A 17,187-nucleotide genomic window follows, 5' to 3' on the forward strand; every position below is an offset into this window, starting at 1 on the left:
CATTTATAATGAAAATAACCTAAAAGATGAAATAATACAAAACTATAAACGTCTTGCAAAAGAAAAAATTGGTACTTTAAGCAATTTTAATCAAGATGAAAAAAATAATATAACGAGAGATATCAATAACATACAAGTTCCTAGCGATCATAAAAAATTATCTAAAACCATCAATGACATTAAGACACTTGTGACAAATGCTACAAGACAAAACTTCAACTTATTTATTGATAAATTAGCATATCCAAAGAATACATCGCAATTAAGAACTGATTCATTAAAAACAAAAGCAATAATTAAACAAGCACTAACATCTAATATTGATTATTCAAACAAAAATTCTGTGGAAGCGACTCTAAATAAGCTAAAAACAAATATTGATGCATTAAAAAATGAAATAGATAACATTAAACCAGAAGCAAAGAAAAATGAATTCTTAACAGAATTTTCTAAGGCTGATCATACTAAAATTTCAACATTATTACAAAAGGTTAGAAAATATAAACAGGATTATAAAAACAAAAAGCGTTTAGCTCAAGATGTTATTTCGCAAATTACTGATCAAAATAAAAAGAAAAAACTGCAAGAAAAATTAAATAACCCAACAAATAGTATCGAAAACTTTGATGCTATTAAAACTGAAGCAGAAAATCAAAAAGAAAAAGAAATTAAGCAAAAGTCTAAGGAACTTCAGAGAGCTAAAGATGAAGCAAAGAAAATTGTCGACGAAATTAACTATCCTAGTGGAAACAAATCTCACGCGAATGAAACTTTGAAACACCAAATTGATCAAGCACAATCAATTGATGAAATTAATAGATTAAATGAAAATAATAAGAAGATAAAAGATGCTGTTAAGAGGGCACTTGAAGCTATTGATAAATTAACAGATAATAAAGAAAAAGAAAATTTAAAAAGAGAGCTTGATAGCACTATAAGCATCGATGGTCAAAATAGTGGTATTAAACATATTACCGGTAAGGCTATTATGAAGCATCGTGAAGCATTAGAAAAGAAAAAAGGTAATATTCAAAAAGAAATAGAAAAGCAAAAGGATTCGCCAGACAAAAAAGATTTAATAAACCAACTAAAACACATCGAGAGCGAAAAAGACCTCGATATGGTTAAGCAACAACTTAACTTAATTAAGGAAAAAGATAAACTAAAAGATGAAGTTTCAAAACTTGAACTATTTGACCTATCTGGCCACCTAAATGAAAATGGTCAAACCGGCAGAGGAGGTTTAAACAGCTCACAGTTATCAATGCTTAACAAAAGAATTTCTGATGCAACAACCGACCACGAACTGCAAACTATTAAGGCAGATATAGAAAGACAGAAACAAGCCGAGCTTAATGATTTAAAATTACAGCGAGCTAACGGCGGATTTCAACCAGACCCATATACTGGTCAAACTACCTTTAATGATTTTAGTGAAATGAAGAAATTTTTATTCTCTATTATTTCAAACATAAAAATAATAAAAGGGATAGGCAATTCAAATGCTGAAAATGAATTCAGAAATAAGGGAGCTGAATTGCAAAATAAAATACTTCATCAAACAACAACCATAGATCAATATAAAAAAGTTAAACAGGAAGTTGAAAATTTTGCTAAACGTTGAGAGGACGATAGCAAAACCAAAAATTGAACATTCTTCTTTATTGAAAGAGTTGAAAAACATTCTAAACAAAGTCCGCCTGAAGCTGGTCCATTCCCAGTAAATGTTGCGAAAAACCATATTGAACAAATTAAAACAATATTTACAAAACCAGAAACAACACGTGAACAAGCCATAAAAGCAGAAAACGATTATTTAAAACATATATTTTTTAATGCAAGAAGATTAAAGAAGCTTGATTATGACTATCTACAATTTATTAAAGACTTAAAATTAAATCCATTCTTAGATGAAAATGAAAAATCAAGACTTGATGCGCAATTTGACATATTTAAAAAAGCTCCTGATATAAGAAACAAAGAAATAGTAGCTCTTAATATTGATTCTAGCTTGATTGGAAAAAGAACTAATACAAGGGATTTCTGAAGGGCAAGTTCACAAATCGCCTTTGTTGAATATTGGGTTTCAATGGTTGCTGAAGCATCAGAAAATATAATTAGTCAAGAAAACAAATATATATGAATTGATAAAATTACCCTAAATATTGATGAAAGAAAAGAAGTTGCTAAAAAACTATGAGATGAGTTTAAAACAAAATATAAGGATACGCTACTAAAAGGCGTTCTATTAGATAAAGACGGATTTCCTCAAAGACATGCACCGTTCTTTGAATAAAATATTTTATTGCAACATTAATTAGTAATTTTCATAAATTAATAACCTAAACTTTTAACATTTTTTATAACTAAAAATAAGGGGAAAATGCTGATTTATTAAAAAAATCAGCATTTTTTACTTTTTTTGACCTCAAATATATAATAATTTAGTTATAAATACACTAAAGAAAAATGAGGTAAAAATGATACTAAAAGGCCAAAGAGTTAAAATGCCTAAAAATGTCAAAATCATTAGAAAAGGTGATAATAAATATGTATATTAATAGAAGATGATAAAAAAATATCATTCGTTGCTTATACCGGGCAATATTTAACAATAACTAAAATTTTTAAAGATTTATATATAGATGAACAATTCTCGTGTTTCCCACATTAAGTATAAAAAAAATAAATATTCCATTTTTATGGAATTTATTAAGTTAAAATAAAAGAATTTTTTCAGTAGTGTAGAAAATTTTGTGTAAATTAATCTCAGGCTTACCTTTAGTAAGATATTTGAGTATAGCAATTGCACAAATCTAAATTTATTATGCAAAAACAACCAAACACATGACAAAATTGGATAAATTTTCTTTCAAATATGTTGTTTGGATGTTTTAATTATTTAATCTTCTTTTTCAAAAAAATTGTAACTGATTAAAAACAGGCCCTCAATCAGGAATAAGGTACCAAAAATAATAAATTAAAAAGTCCTTTTGGACTTTTTAATTTATTGATTCCAAGTCATAAATGGCTTTTTCAATATTAATCCCAATAATATTATGGACATAATGATAAACTGATGATTCTTTGCTTAAAAAAGCATCATTTGCGGTTTTTATTTTAATAAAATAATTTTCATGAAGCTGAATATTTGCATTAACGTCACATTTATATACTGTTTCTAATAGATATTTAAATTCTTTCTCAGCAATTTCTTGGTCGCAAAAAACATAAAATGGTCAAAAATTATTTTCTTTATATTTAAACGTAATTAATGTTCCGCCTTTTCCATCATTGTTTATTATTTCACGAATTTTTTTTAACTGCTTTAATTTAAAATAAGAAATTTTTTTATTGGCAGTGATATTTTTAATAAAAACAGCATCTTTATTAAACTGACTATAAAACAATTCATAAGAACAAATGAAATATAAACTTTCCTCAAAGTAGAAATTATATTGAGTTTCTTCATTGCTTATGTATGATTCATAATCAATAGAATTATAAAATGGAGATCTTGCAATTTTTTTATAAATAACAAAATCACCTAAATCAAGAATTGGTAATATATCATAATCTTCTTGATTTTTTATAGGACTTAATAAACGTGTGCAAATCATTTCTTTCTCCTTAAAATAAAAACCACAAGACACTGCACTTCTCGATATGGCTGCTATATCTCTATCCTGACCAATTTACAAGGTTACCGTTCTCATGGCTTTATTATTATACTATATTTACAAGCATTTTATTATATTAAATTAATACAAAAAAACGCTTCGAATAAACTACATTATTTGCAACATTAACAAATGTCCCAAAATAAATTATAAAATGCGCCGAAGCGCAAATTTTAACGTCTGTTGTAATATTCAACAATTAATGATTCATCAATTTCTTTTGCAAACTCATTTCTTTCTGGCATTCTTGTATATGTAAACTTATTCCCATCACGAGTTAATCATGCAGCGGTTGTCATAACTTCAAGAGCGTCTTTAACATTTGCATTATTTTCTAATGAAGATTTAAGTTCGATTACAGAACCTGGTTTAATAATCATTGAAGGTATGTTTGCCTTATGTCCATCAACAACTACGTGATTATGGTTTACAAATTGTCTAGCCTGAGCTCTAGTACGAGCGAATCCTGCTCTAAATACTAGGTTGTCTAGTCTAGATTCGACTAGTTGCAATAAATTAATACCTGTAACACCATCTTTTCTAGCGGCAATAGTAAATAGATTTTTGAATTGTCTTTCATTTAAACCATACATAAATCTAACTTTTTGCTTTTCATACATATGCAATTGGTAATCAGAAGGTTTTGATCTTTTGGCACCATGTTGACCAGGTGCAGTCATTCTCTTCTTACCCTTTGTGAATTCTTTATTATTTTCTAGAAGCGATGTCCCATATCTTCTAGATTTTTTAAAAATTGATCCTAAGAATCTTGACATATTTTTTCCTTTCAATATGCAAAGACAATTAAATAATTCTTAATTTATATTTTTTTCTCTAATGATTTCGGTTAAACAGCTTCCTTACTATCAAATTTATAAAACAAAGAAAAAACTTTTAAATAATATTATTTATGCTGTTGTCAATGCTTTACAATTATACCTTATTTTTATTGTCAATAACTAATTATTTTCGCAAGAAATATTTATTCAATCAAATTAATCAATGGTTTATCATATTTAATTGTAAATTTATACATAAACTTCTTGATTTTTTTTGCAATATTACCTCTAGTATTATTTTTTTCTTGAATCACAAAAATTAATTTTTCGTATTTAGCATCATATTTAATAGCCATTCATTCTCTTTGCTCAAAATTAAACTTTGCGACATACTTTGTATCACTATCCTTAAAATTTTTTCTAACATCTTCAATTGTGCTAACTTTTAATTGGGCAATTGAATCCTGCATATATAATTTAGTCTCAAAGTCAACAACATTTGATGGATGACAATCATAAACAAATTCACTAATAATCAATTTATTTGATAGGTCCAAATTTTGGTCACATATATCATCATATCTCATTTCTTGAGTTTGATAATAATTTAACATATCAACTAAAATATTAAAAAATAAAAATGCATCATACTTGATTTTTTTATCATTACTAAAATAAACCTGATAATCTTCATTAAAAAACATAAAATCGGGTTTTTCTATATTTTTTGAATCAAATTTTCAACTAAAACCAAGATTAATTTTATATTTATTAGCTATGTTTGTAATATTCTCCTTCTTGCAAAGATTTGATGTAGCAATGCTTTTTAGATTTTTAAAGTCATTGTTTGTATTTGTGTAATTATTAGTAAAGGATAAATAATTTATCACAAGGTCAGAGATATCAACCAAATCATATTGAATAAAATATTTTTGTTTATTATTTCTTCTATATAAATAGACCTTTTCATAGTCAAACGAAAATTTAAAAATATAATCCACATTTTTAAGCAATGCAAGTTTAAAAATTGAAAATTTCAAATAATTAGGCTTATCAAGCTTAAATGTATCTTTTAAAACTGTATAAGCAATATCATTTTTTCCAAGAATTTTCTTAACAAATGAATCTTGTAGTGCGCTGGAAATTACACCTATTTTAAGAATATGATTAGCGTTTTTAGTGAAGTTTTTACTTAAAAGAAAATCAGTGTATTCCTTTAATATTTTTCTAAAATTTAAATTGCGCATTTGCGTATTGCTATCCTTAACTAAGTCTATTGATACTTTTGTATATTCGTCTAGAATATATTCAATTATTTTATGATTTAATGGTTCATTATTCTTGCCATATAACGAAATAGCAAAATTATTATTATCATATTTATGAAGATATATGATAACCACAAAAGCTTCGCTAACACTGTTTGTAAATGAACAAAATGCTCTACTAACAGGTTCATTTTTCTCATAACCATATGAGTCTATATGATCACCATTGATTTTATCAATTAATTCATTTTCAAAAAAAGCTAAAAATTTATGGCTGCCATCATTTGCAATTAAAATTGATTTTTTATCCTTGCTAACATTAGATAAAACATTCTTAATAGCAAATCCTAATAATTTAATAGTAACCTCATTAAAGTTATCATATCCTGCCTTAATTTTAGCAATAATGTGATTGTTTCTACTAACGAAATTGCTATTTATTTTATTATTTGTAGATTCATAGAAATTAGGAAATAATTTCAGCTTCATATTTTTTATCCTTTATTTTATAAGTTCTTCTAGCTTAACAAGAAATTCATCTATTGCTTGTTTTGGTGATATATCCCTTCTTATTTTTTCAATAAGGTTATTCTCAACTAATATTTTAATATATTCCCTAAATTTAGATTCTTTTATATCGATGAGATCACTAAAGGGGATCAGGTCATTATCAAAGATATTTTTTAAAACTAAATCATTCGCAATATTTGAATAGTTGTGTTTTTTTATCTCATTTTTAAAATTTTTTGTGGGAAAAATATAATCAAGTTGATAGCTTAAATATTCAATTGGCGTTAAATAAAGAGGCCTCCCATCAACAATTTGCTCATGCTTATTATTTTGATTATACATTCAATCTAAAAAAAGATTTATGACCTCATTTTTCGCGCCTACAGCCGATTTTATTGCAGAGAGAAATAAACCTTGGATAAAAAATGAGCCTTTTTTATCTTCTTTAGTTTTACGATGAGGCACATCTAAAATCAAAAAATCATCCTGATGATTTAAGAAATATTTTAAATTATACTTATATGCTCTAGTTGTTATGAACGTAAAAAGTTGGTCTTGTAGCCCTTCAATAGTTATTTTTTTTGTAACATCAATATCAATTTTTTTTGACTTTAGGGCAGTATAGAAGTTTATAAGAGTTTCTCTAAATTCCTCATACTCATTCCTATTTATTTTAAAAATATTGGCATAATCTATTTTAAAATCTTGATTGTATTTAAGAAAATAATTATTAAAGTCAGATCCAGCTTTTTTAAATAAGGTCTCAAAAATATAATTTTCAATATGCTTAACAAATAAAATACTTGTATTATCCTCATTAATTTCCATTTTTTTTATAAGATCAACAAACTCATTAAACATATCATCATAGCAAAGTATTTTATTACTTAAATAATTAATTAATTCCTCATTTTTTTTATCTGCACTAGTTGGTATGAAACTTCTTATTATATTAATAATTTTAAAATTTTTAAATCTAGCTAAAAATGGCTCTGATGATTCTTTAATTTTGTCATAAATTGAATAAAAGTAATTAATTAATAATCTTTTATTGACAATAAGCATCTCTGAACTAATGCCAACAGGTAGGCTAAAAATTTCATTTCGATTATCAAAACCAAGACGATTATTATAATCTAAAATCTTTTTCTCAATATTGCTCTTTTTTGCAATATCGGTTAGTTCAACTAATCGGTTATTATAATGAATAGCCGAAACAATAGAAGGGTAGGAAAGAATTAAGGAAGGTGTTCTACTATCTTTGATATTTAGCTCTAAAATAACTTTATTGTTAATGTTTTTTTTGTCAAATGAGTTGCGAATTCTAATCTTGTGATTGGCATATTTTGAATCAAGGGTATCATTAAATTTATTAACTAACTCTACAATAGTGGCAAATGCTTTTTTTTCATGGGTTTCTACAAACGGAACCATTAAATTAACATTATCATCTTCACTGACTTGACAAGAATTACAAAAAGCCACGCTAAGTGGCGAAAAAATCGTAGGAATAATTTTAAAAATTGTTTTCTTTGACATACTTATTATTTGATAATACGTGAGGAAATAACTCTTGCCGCAATAGTGCCGTCATTAGTTGCAGTTGTAATTTGTCTGATATCCTTAGCTACAACATCACCGACAGCAAAGATATTTTTGAATTGTGTCTCCATATTTTTATCAACTATTATAAAACCACGCTCATCTAACATTTCTTTGTTAGAAATAAACGATGTCGCAGCCTTAAAACCAATATAAGGAAAAACTGCCTTAATATTCATTTCTTGAATATTTCCATCAATTTTGACAATAATACTTTCTAATTTATCTTCACCTTGAAGTTTTAATATTTCAGAGTTATAATGAATATAAATATTTGCATGCTTTTTTGCATCGTTAATAATTTTTGCTTCAGCTCTAACTATGTCTCTTACAAAAATGTGCACCTCTGATGCAGTTGCTGCTAAAAAAGTCGATTCTTCAAATGCTGAGTTTCCACCACCAATAATTGCACATGGTTCATTTTTATATAAGGCGCCATCACATACAGCACAATAAGAAACTCCACGTCCCCTAAACTTCTCAATATTTTCAATTGATATTGGTACTAAATTAGTCATTCCACTAGCAATAACAACAACTTGTGCATAATACTCATCGCCGTTTTCTAAAATAACTAATTTTTCATTATCGCTAATGTTCCTAATTTCTACAACTTTTCCATAAATATATTTGGCCCCATTTTTTCTTGCTTGATTTAACATACTTGTTGCTAATTCAAAACCACTTATAAAATCAAAACCAGGATAGTTTTCAATCTTAGATTGTTGAGCGATTTTACCGCCGGGAACAGATGATTCAATAAAAGCTACATTATACTCATTTCTAGATAAATATAAAGCTGCTGTTAAACCAGCTGGACCTGCACCAATAATTAAAACATCAAATACTTTTTTCATTTTTCTCCTTTTTTAAAAAAATAAACATTAGTTTTTTAGGCTAACGTTATTTTTTGATCCTCTGCTTCTTTACGACTTAATAGATCTCTTCTTAATAGACCTTTGTTGTCATTTTTAGGTTCATAAACAATAAAGTAGAATATTTTATGAGTTCATTCTTTCTTATATTTATACACCTTATAAACATTAAAGTTTAGCTTAATTACAAATTCAAATAGAATTAATAAAACCGTACCAACGACCATATATAAAGCTGAAATTACCTTATAGATACCATAATTATCTTGACGTAATGGTTCCATTCCGAAACGTAGAATTCCATAAAAAATAATATATAATGCCCCAGTGGTTCCGGGTCTTAATCAGTTGTAATTGTTTAAAATTCAAACAAGCAAGATATAAGCAAATAAGTTAGCAATTGATTCATATAGGAATAATGGAAGACGATAGTGTCCATTAATAAACATATGGTCTCTAATCAACTTAGGTAATATCTTAAATGCAAACGATGTTTCAGACATAATTTGTCCATAAACTTCATGATTAGCAAAGTTTCCTCAACGGCCGATAGCTTGACCAATGAAAACGGCAGGTAAAATAATAGAAAATGCTTTTCTTAAATTTATCCTCTTTGGATTTTTTGAAAATACAATGTATAATACACAACAAATTGTAGCAGTAATAACCCCACCATGAATAGATAAACCTCCTTGCCATACATAAAATATTGTATATCAAGGCCCATTTGGTCATCCTCTATGTTCGATTAGTTGTTGAACGACAAAGATAAATCTCGCACCAACAATAGCGGTAGGCAAAGCAATAAAAATTAGAATTGCTAATTGTTCAAAGGAATATTTTTCTCTTCTTCAGAAATAAGCAACTGTCAGTATTGCACATATCATACCTAACATTAAAGTTAAAGAATATACGTGAAAAGGGCCAACTTGAAGACTAACGCCTGCATAATCCTTCATACTTTCTCCCTTCATAATAAAAAATAATAAAGAATTACATATATATAATTTATATAAAATTATATTTTAATTTAATAAATTTTTATGATGATTTTAATATCTTACTTAAATACTGACCAGTATATGAGTAACTAACATCAGCAACTTGTTCAGGTGTTCCAGTTGCAACGATATTGCCTCCATACTTACCTCCATCAGGGCCCAAATCAATAATATAGTCGGCACTCTTAATTACATCGAGGTTATGTTCAATAACTATAACTGTATCGCCATTATCGACAATTCTATTCAAAACATTCAATAAATTTTGTACGTCATAAGAATGAAGGCCAGTTGTTGGTTCATCTAAAATATATAACGATTTACCAGTAGGTTTCTTTTGCAAATAAGTTGCTAATTTAACTCGTTGTGCTTCGCCACCAGATAATGTTGTTGCATTTTGTCCAAGTTTTATGTATCCTAAACCCACATCAATTAAGGTTTGCAATTGATCTCTAATTTTAGATTTTTGAATAAAGAATGTATATGCTTTTTCGATAGTCATATTTAACACATCATTTATTGACTTTCCATGATATTTTACTTCAAGAGTTTCATAATTATATCTTTGACCATCACAGTGATCACATGTCACATATACATCGGGTAAAAAATGCATTTCAATTTTAATAACACCATCACCCTCACATTTATCACATCTACCTCCTGGTATATTAAATGAAAATCTTGATTTAGTAAATCCCCTAATTTTTGATTCTTCTAAATTAGCAAATATTTCTCTAATATCATCAAATACACCAGTATATGTAGCAGGATTAGATCTTGGCGTTCTCCCAATTGCACTTTGATCAATTTTAATTAACTTATCGACTTCTAAAAATCCATTAATTTTTTCGTTTTTAACAAGGCTATAATAAGTCTTTCTATTCAACGCATTTTCCAATTCCTTAACCAATTCTTGATTAATTAAGGAAGATTTACCAGACCCAGAAACACCAGTAATTGCAATAAATTTACCTAACGGAAATTTTAGCGTTATATTTTTTAGATTATTAGCAGTAGCTTTTTTTAATGTTAATACTTTACCATTACCAGAACGCCTTGATTTTGGCACCTTAATTTCAAGTTTTTTTGCAAGATATTGGCCAGTAATGCTCTCATTTGTACTCATTATTTTTTGAATATTGCCACTGGCAACAATTTCTCCACCGTATTCACCAGCTTTTGGACCAATATCAACTATAAAATCAGCATGTCTTATTGTATCTTCGTCATGTTCAACAACAATCAAGGAATTACCTAAATTAACCATTTTTCGCAATGAATTCAGTAATTTTTCATTATCTTTTTGGTGCAAACCAATTGAGGGTTCGTCCAAAACATATAAAACGCCTGTTAAATTAGCACCAATCTGTGTTGCTAACCTAATTCTTTGAGCCTCACCGCCAGAAAGCGTTTCTGCTTTTCTATTTAAGGTTAAATATTGTAATCCAACATTGATAAGAAAATCTATTCTATGGTTTATTTCTTGCAAAATAAGATTAGTTATTTCTTTTTCGAGGTCAGTCATTATTATATTATTAATAAATTCTTTAAGTTCTTCAATGGACATATTGCATAATTCATATATATCCAAACCATTAATTTTAGTAGCAAGGGCAAATTTATTCAATCTTTTTCCGTAGCATTCATCACATTGAGTATCAGACAAATAACGAGAATAATACATTCGCATTTCATTTGATGAAGTATCAAGGTATTTACGCTCAATTTTTTCACAAACACCTTCAATCCTTTTGTTACGTTCATATTTAATTCCATTTTCAGAAATAATAGTATAGGAAATTTCCTCCATCGAGCCATATTTTAAAATATTTATATGTTCCTTAGATAAATCACCTATTGGCACGTCTTTTGGAATACCATAGTATCCTAACATTCTATCAAATTCCTGCCACTCAAGATTGCGAGAATTAATAATATTTTTATAAATTAATATTGCACCTTCATTTATTGACATTGTTTTATCTGGACATATTAAATCTCATGATGCTTTTTGCAAGACACCAAGTCCCTTGCATTTATAACACATTCCATTTGGTGAGTTAAATGAAAAAAGTCGTGGTTCAATTTTTGGCATATTAAAATCGCCGTATTTACAGCTATGTGTTGTTGAATATGTGTTTGTTTGTCCTCCAACAACCTCAATAGTCACCAATCCATTAGAATAAGATAAAGCAATCTCGACAGCCTCAGCAACACGTGACATTGTTTCTTTATCATTTGATAAACTAAAGCGGTCAATGATTAAGTCGATGTTTCACCTTTTATTCTTATCCAAAATTGGGTCTTTTTCTAGTTCCAAAATAGTACCATTAGCTTTTATTCTGAGAAAACCGTCCTTTTTTAGTTTTGCTAACGTGGTAGCAAAAGAGCCCTTTTGATTATTAATTATTGGAGATAATATAAATATTTTAGAACCCTCATTTTGCGACAAAACATAATTAATAATATCTCGGCTTTTTTGCGCTGTAATTTCAATTTTATGATTTGGGCAATAAGATTTTGCTATTCTTGCGTATAACAATCTCAAAAAATCATAAATTTCCGTTACTGTGCCAACAATACTACGAGGATTATTGTGGACCGTTTTTTGCTCAATAGAAATGGCAGGACTCAATCCTTCAATACTATCCACATCAGGTTTTTTTGTTCCACCTAAAAATTGTTTAGCATAATTTGATAAGCTATCAACATACCTTCTTCTCCCCTCTTCATAGATGGTGTTGAATGCTAGTGAACTCTTTCCAGACCCCGAAAGCCCGGTGAAAACGACAAATTTATTTCTTGGTATTTCAAGATTAACATTTTTTAAATTATTTTCTCTTGCATTTTTAATAATAATATTATTATGTTTCATAATATAGAATTATATTAATAAATTAGTGTTTTTAAATAGTAAATAAAAAATTAAAAAATGAATATCTATAATAAAATGCGATATTCATGATGGATTGTTTGATTTCTAATTATTTAATAATAAATGTTTACCATTTTGAATTAAGAATATTTATTAACATATTTAAAAAAATAGACCATTTTTAGCTTAATTAAGGCCTATTTTTTATATTTCTATAATACAAGCAAATAATGAAAATAATATATTATAAGAACTAACCTAATTTATTTCATCTTCATCTATTGTTTCTTGTTCTTGCTCTCTTGTTTTTTCTCTTCCTGACTTCTTTTCTCTATATATTTCAAGCACAGTTCTTATAAATGACTCATCTTCAAAGTCCGTAATGTTCATTGCGGGCACACCAGGAACAAAAGTTCCTTGTTTAACCTGAGCAACAAATTCCTTCAATGTTTGAACGATTTCTGCTTCATCAATTCCCATATCAATTAAAGGTTCAACGAAACTTTCTATAAATGCGTATCTCAAATCATCACGAGTTTGAATTTTTGAAGTATCAAAAGGCAAGTCTAAATCACCATTTTTAACTTTTTCAATCATTTCTTTCTCAGATTTTGCATATTTTTCAGGATTATTTAGAATTTCTTGAATTTTCTTTACATCATTATGTTCAGATTCCGATAATTCTTTCGAACCAAAGAAATTACCTATTGAACCCATATTAAGCAACTCATGGTCATTTAAACTAGGGGCAATGTATTCAAAGTATGACTGATATATTTTGTCTTTACTTCTTCATTCAAAAATTGATGAAATTTCTTTAGATATGGTTGAAAGTTCTAATCTTGAAAGAAGACCAAAATCAAAAAATTCTGTCGTAGCTGAAACTTCCCCAAAAGAAGGAACAAGAGAATTATGGAAAGCATATACGTAATTATTATCATATAAAGATTTTGCTAGTTGCATACCAAAAACGCTTGTGTTTTTACTATTTTCGACCCTATTTGTTTTATTAAATTTTAATGAATGTTTTAATACCGCATCTGTGTTTTGCTTTAGCATAGCGCTAAATCTTTCGGCCAATGATACTCCAGCGTATTTAATACCCTTCTTAAGAGTAAATTCAAACGAAACAACCGAAAAATCAGATAATATTGCTGTAAAATAATTTGATTTCTTATCAAGATATTCTATTTTTTTGAATAAAAAGTCATCAACATTGGCAATCAAGCCTTTTTGAGCTCTTGTTTCAAAAGTTATTTCTCTGAGTTCTTTCTCATCGAATTCACTTGTATCAAAGATTGGATAATATGGATTCTTATTATATCCATAGAAAGATAGAATTAATCTACCCAATTCCTCAAATGTTAAATTATCAGATATAATTAGTTCTAACGGCTGATCTTCGCCCAAAAAGTCAACTAGTTTAACATTAGTTTCATTAAAAAAAGGAGATAATTTATTAATATTATTAACCTTTAAAATATAATTTTGTCCAATTCTTGTTACCTTCATCTTACTTCTCCTTTATAAATTCATGAAACATATATTTTCTTGTAATATTCTTTAATCGATATAAATAGTCCAAAATAGCTTCCCCTAACCCGTTTTGTGCTACATCACTTGTAAAAAGTTTAGCAGTTTTTAATACTTCATTAGATGAATTATCCATTGCATATGAATAATCAGTAAGTTTTAACATCGGGGTATCATTATTACTATCTCCGATAGTCATAACTTCTTTTAGCATTACTTCTTCATTGCTATAAATATTTTCAACCATTCATCTAACGGCACTTCCTTTATTAACTCCTAACGAATTAATTTCTATATTGCAATGGGTCACAATAATTTCCATTTTATCTTTTAGGTGTTTGATACTATCATATATTTTTTCATATAGTGTTGTTGATGGCTGATCGTCAATGGCATACAACTCAATTTTAATAGGTTTTATAAACTCACCTTTCCACAATTTAGGTATCATTTTCTTGTTTTTGTCACTAACAAAATGATAATTTATAACCTCGTCAATTATAATCTTTTCATCTTTTAGATAAAAATAATTTTTGTCATCTCAAAAAATAACTTGTAAATTTAACTCATTTGCAATTTTAATTACTTCTTCTAAATAAGAGAATTCAATATTTCAATTCTTAATAATCTCTGCTTTTTTCACGTCATATATTTCAGCACCAGATGAACAAAGAAGATATCTCACATTTAGTCTTTTAGCTAAATTTAACATGCGCTCTTGCACCGGATTTCCGGTGCATATGTTAAAATCAGCACCATTATCAATAGCAAACCTAATATCATATTCGGTATCTGGTCTTAAATCAAAATTTCGATACAGCGTACCATCTACATCACTAAAAATAACAGGTTTTTTGTTATTAATTATTGCATACATTATTTAGCTCTTCCTTTCTTAGCTTTAAAAGCTATTTTCTTGCGCTTAACCAATATTGCTATTATTATATATAAAAATAATGCACTAAAGCTAATTGTGGGGACAACATATCCAACAATTTTCCACTTTTTATTGCTATCATTATTTTTATCATATTCTCTATTATAAAACCAATGGCCATATAGAACAATCTTGTTGCTACTAATATTTTTTAATTCCTCAATTTTTTTGGCTTCTTTTAAATATTTTTTCTTTGTTAACCAAGTTCAAACTAATATGGCTGCTTCAGGCAAGGGGAGTTTTTGACTTCTCAAAATTACTATCAATTTTTCATCATCATTTTTTGTTTTATTATAGTTATCAACAAGATCAATAAAATCCTTAGAAATATATTTTTTAGCAGTTATATTATTATCCAACGCTTGTGACTCTTTTGATGTTAAATCAGAACTTTTACCATTTATTTCTATTTTATCCAAGGCGTTTAACCCTTTTTCACTACCCCACTCAAAGAATGATTCATAAGTATAATCCTTATAAGAAATATTTTCATCTTTTACTTTTTTAGCCAAAAGAAAATCATCTCAATTAAGCTTTTCATATTTTTGTTTAATAGCACTAAATTCAAGACTTTTATCTTCTTCAACTTGATTTTTATTTTTACATGAAACAACTAATGGTGCAGTTGCAAAAACAGGTAATGTAACTAATGATGATAGAAATATTTTTTTTTGCATTTTCTTCATAATTACAATAAATTTTATAATAATTAAGGCTATTTTTTGAATATTTGAAATAACCAAAAAATATTACATTATTTATGTTTAAATTATTAATAGCATTATTCTAAAAATAAGGAGGTAAAAATATGAATAATCTTTTAATTGCCTTGATTGTAATTAGTGCATTAGCACTAATAGGAATAGTTTCCACATTATCTTATTTAATCACACAAAGATTAAGAGCTGAAAAGGCAAAAACAAAAACTGAGGAAATTATAAAAAATGAAATCCAAAACCATCTAAATGAAATTAATAACCATATTGAAATAAAATTAGATAAGTTAGAACCAAATCAAAAAGCTTTTTTAACTGAAATCATTGGTGATAAAATAAATAATTTAAAAAATGAATTAAACAAAACAATAAATGAATTTGGAAAGTCTTATAATGAAATAATCAACAATAATTTGGTTCGAATAGCTAGTGTTATAAAAGAAGGTAATAAGGTTCAAAATGAAGATCTAAATAAATTATCAAATGTTTTAAGAGAAAATGTTAATACAAGACTTGAAGATATAACTAAAAGAAATCGTGAGTGATTTGAAGAAATTAAAACAAAAATAGATAAACACTTTGAAGATAAATTAACAAAACAAATCAATGAACATTTTAATAATATCAAGAGCTCTATGGATGAAATGAACAAAGGCATGACTGAATTTAGCACTATTCAAAAAAGTGTTATTGATCTTAACAAAGCTTTTTCAAACAATAAAACTGTAGGAAATTTTGGTGAATTCTCATTAAGACAAATTTTAGAAAACCATTTTCCGTCACTTAAAAATAATCTCTGATTTGAACAATATAAAATTGATCCAAAAAGTGATGAAAAAGTAGATTTTGTTATTAGGTCAAAAAATATTATTGATGGCAAAGAACAAGAAATCATTATCCCGATTGATAGTAAATTTCCTTTAGATACATGAAATAAATATATTGATAAGGAAAATGAAGTAGATAAAAAGGATGCTCTTAAAAAATTAAGAGATAAACTTAAAGAAATGGCTAAAAGTATTAGAGATAAATATATCAAGCCATATCATAATACTACACCTTTTGCCATATTATTTCTGCCATCTGAGAGCATACACCTAACATTAATTCAGGACAATAACTTTATACCTGCAATATTCAATGATTATAAAATATTAATAATAGGCCCAAGTTTTATGATGGCTTTTATATATAGTTACTCTGTTCAAAACCAAAATTATAGAGTTGCAAAAGATATTGAAAAAATTAAAGATTTATTTATCGAAATTCAAAATAAATACAATGCTGTTAATAACAATATTATTGATGGTTTAGAATCTATTGGACAAGCATCTAAAAAGATTGGAAAAGCATATAAATATACAAACGAAGTCATTAATAAAATTAGCAAAAACTCTAATGAATTAGG

12 protein-coding genes and 1 other RNA gene are annotated in these 17,187 nt (G+C 27.3%); 2 read left to right on the plus strand and 11 right to left on the minus strand.

Features of this window, described 5'->3' with window-relative positions; translation table 4 throughout:
• Positions 1 to 2,296 (plus strand): hypothetical protein (locus tag ACWXVM_RS03020; protein ID WP_455994257.1); only part of this gene is annotated, 2,296 nt, incomplete at its 5' end.
• 706 nt (positions 2,297 to 3,002) lie between these two features.
• Here the strand turns inward: ACWXVM_RS03020 and ACWXVM_RS03025 are convergent.
• From ACWXVM_RS03025 to ACWXVM_RS03075, 11 genes are all read right to left on the minus strand, one after another.
• Complete coding sequence (locus ACWXVM_RS03025) at positions 3,003 to 3,620, minus strand: hypothetical protein (protein WP_455994259.1); 618 nt, start codon at positions 3,618 to 3,620, stop codon at positions 3,003 to 3,005.
• Between the two features lie 10 nt (positions 3,621 to 3,630).
• Positions 3,631 to 3,726: signal recognition particle sRNA small type (gene ffs / locus ACWXVM_RS03030), an RNA gene on the minus strand.
• 127 nt (positions 3,727 to 3,853) lie between these two features.
• Entirely contained in the window at positions 3,854 to 4,456 is a 603-nt protein-coding gene (gene rpsD, locus ACWXVM_RS03035) for a 30S ribosomal protein S4 (protein ID WP_438340744.1), read from the minus strand.
• Between the two features lie 206 nt (positions 4,457 to 4,662).
• Positions 4,663 to 6,216 (minus strand): hypothetical protein, encoded by a 1,554-nt coding sequence (locus ACWXVM_RS03040; protein ID WP_455994261.1) that lies wholly within the window; start codon positions 6,214 to 6,216, stop codon positions 4,663 to 4,665.
• Between the two features lie 12 nt (positions 6,217 to 6,228).
• A complete protein-coding gene (locus ACWXVM_RS03045) occupies positions 6,229 to 7,776 on the minus strand; it encodes a hypothetical protein (RefSeq protein ID WP_455994263.1) in 1,548 nt (515 codons plus the stop codon).
• 5 nt (positions 7,777 to 7,781) lie between these two features.
• A complete protein-coding gene (locus tag ACWXVM_RS03050) occupies positions 7,782 to 8,696 on the minus strand; it encodes an NAD(P)/FAD-dependent oxidoreductase (RefSeq protein WP_455994265.1) in 915 nt (304 codons plus the stop codon).
• Between the two features lie 35 nt (positions 8,697 to 8,731).
• Positions 8,732 to 9,673: a prolipoprotein diacylglyceryl transferase gene (lgt, locus tag ACWXVM_RS03055; protein ID WP_455966029.1), complete on the minus strand. Its 942-nt coding sequence runs from the start codon at positions 9,671 to 9,673 to the stop codon at positions 8,732 to 8,734.
• An 82-nt stretch (positions 9,674 to 9,755) separates the two neighbouring features.
• On the minus strand, positions 9,756 to 12,593 hold the full coding sequence (gene uvrA / locus ACWXVM_RS03060; RefSeq protein ID WP_455994267.1) for an excinuclease ABC subunit UvrA: 2,838 nt from the start codon (positions 12,591 to 12,593) through the stop codon (positions 9,756 to 9,758).
• Positions 12,594 to 12,851: 258 nt separating this feature from the next.
• The gene (locus tag ACWXVM_RS03065; RefSeq protein ID WP_455994269.1) at positions 12,852 to 14,105 is read right to left on the minus strand and encodes a hypothetical protein; all 1,254 of its coding nucleotides are present in this window, start codon (positions 14,103 to 14,105) and stop codon (positions 12,852 to 12,854) included.
• Between the two features lies 1 nt (position 14,106).
• A complete protein-coding gene (locus tag ACWXVM_RS03070) occupies positions 14,107 to 15,003 on the minus strand; it encodes a Cof-type HAD-IIB family hydrolase (protein WP_455994271.1) in 897 nt (298 codons plus the stop codon).
• The gene (locus ACWXVM_RS03075) at positions 15,003 to 15,749 is read right to left on the minus strand and encodes a hypothetical protein (RefSeq protein WP_438340736.1); all 747 of its coding nucleotides are present in this window, start codon (positions 15,747 to 15,749) and stop codon (positions 15,003 to 15,005) included. The genes ACWXVM_RS03070 and ACWXVM_RS03075 overlap by 1 nt, the downstream gene beginning before the upstream one ends.
• Positions 15,750 to 15,871: 122 nt before the next feature.
• Between ACWXVM_RS03075 and ACWXVM_RS03080 the strand changes: the two genes are divergently transcribed.
• On the plus strand, positions 15,872 to 17,187 hold a 1,316-nt coding region (locus tag ACWXVM_RS03080; protein ID WP_455994273.1), incomplete at its 3' end, for a DNA recombination protein RmuC.

The sequence above is a fragment of the Mycoplasma sp. 2261 genome, assembly GCF_053851575.1.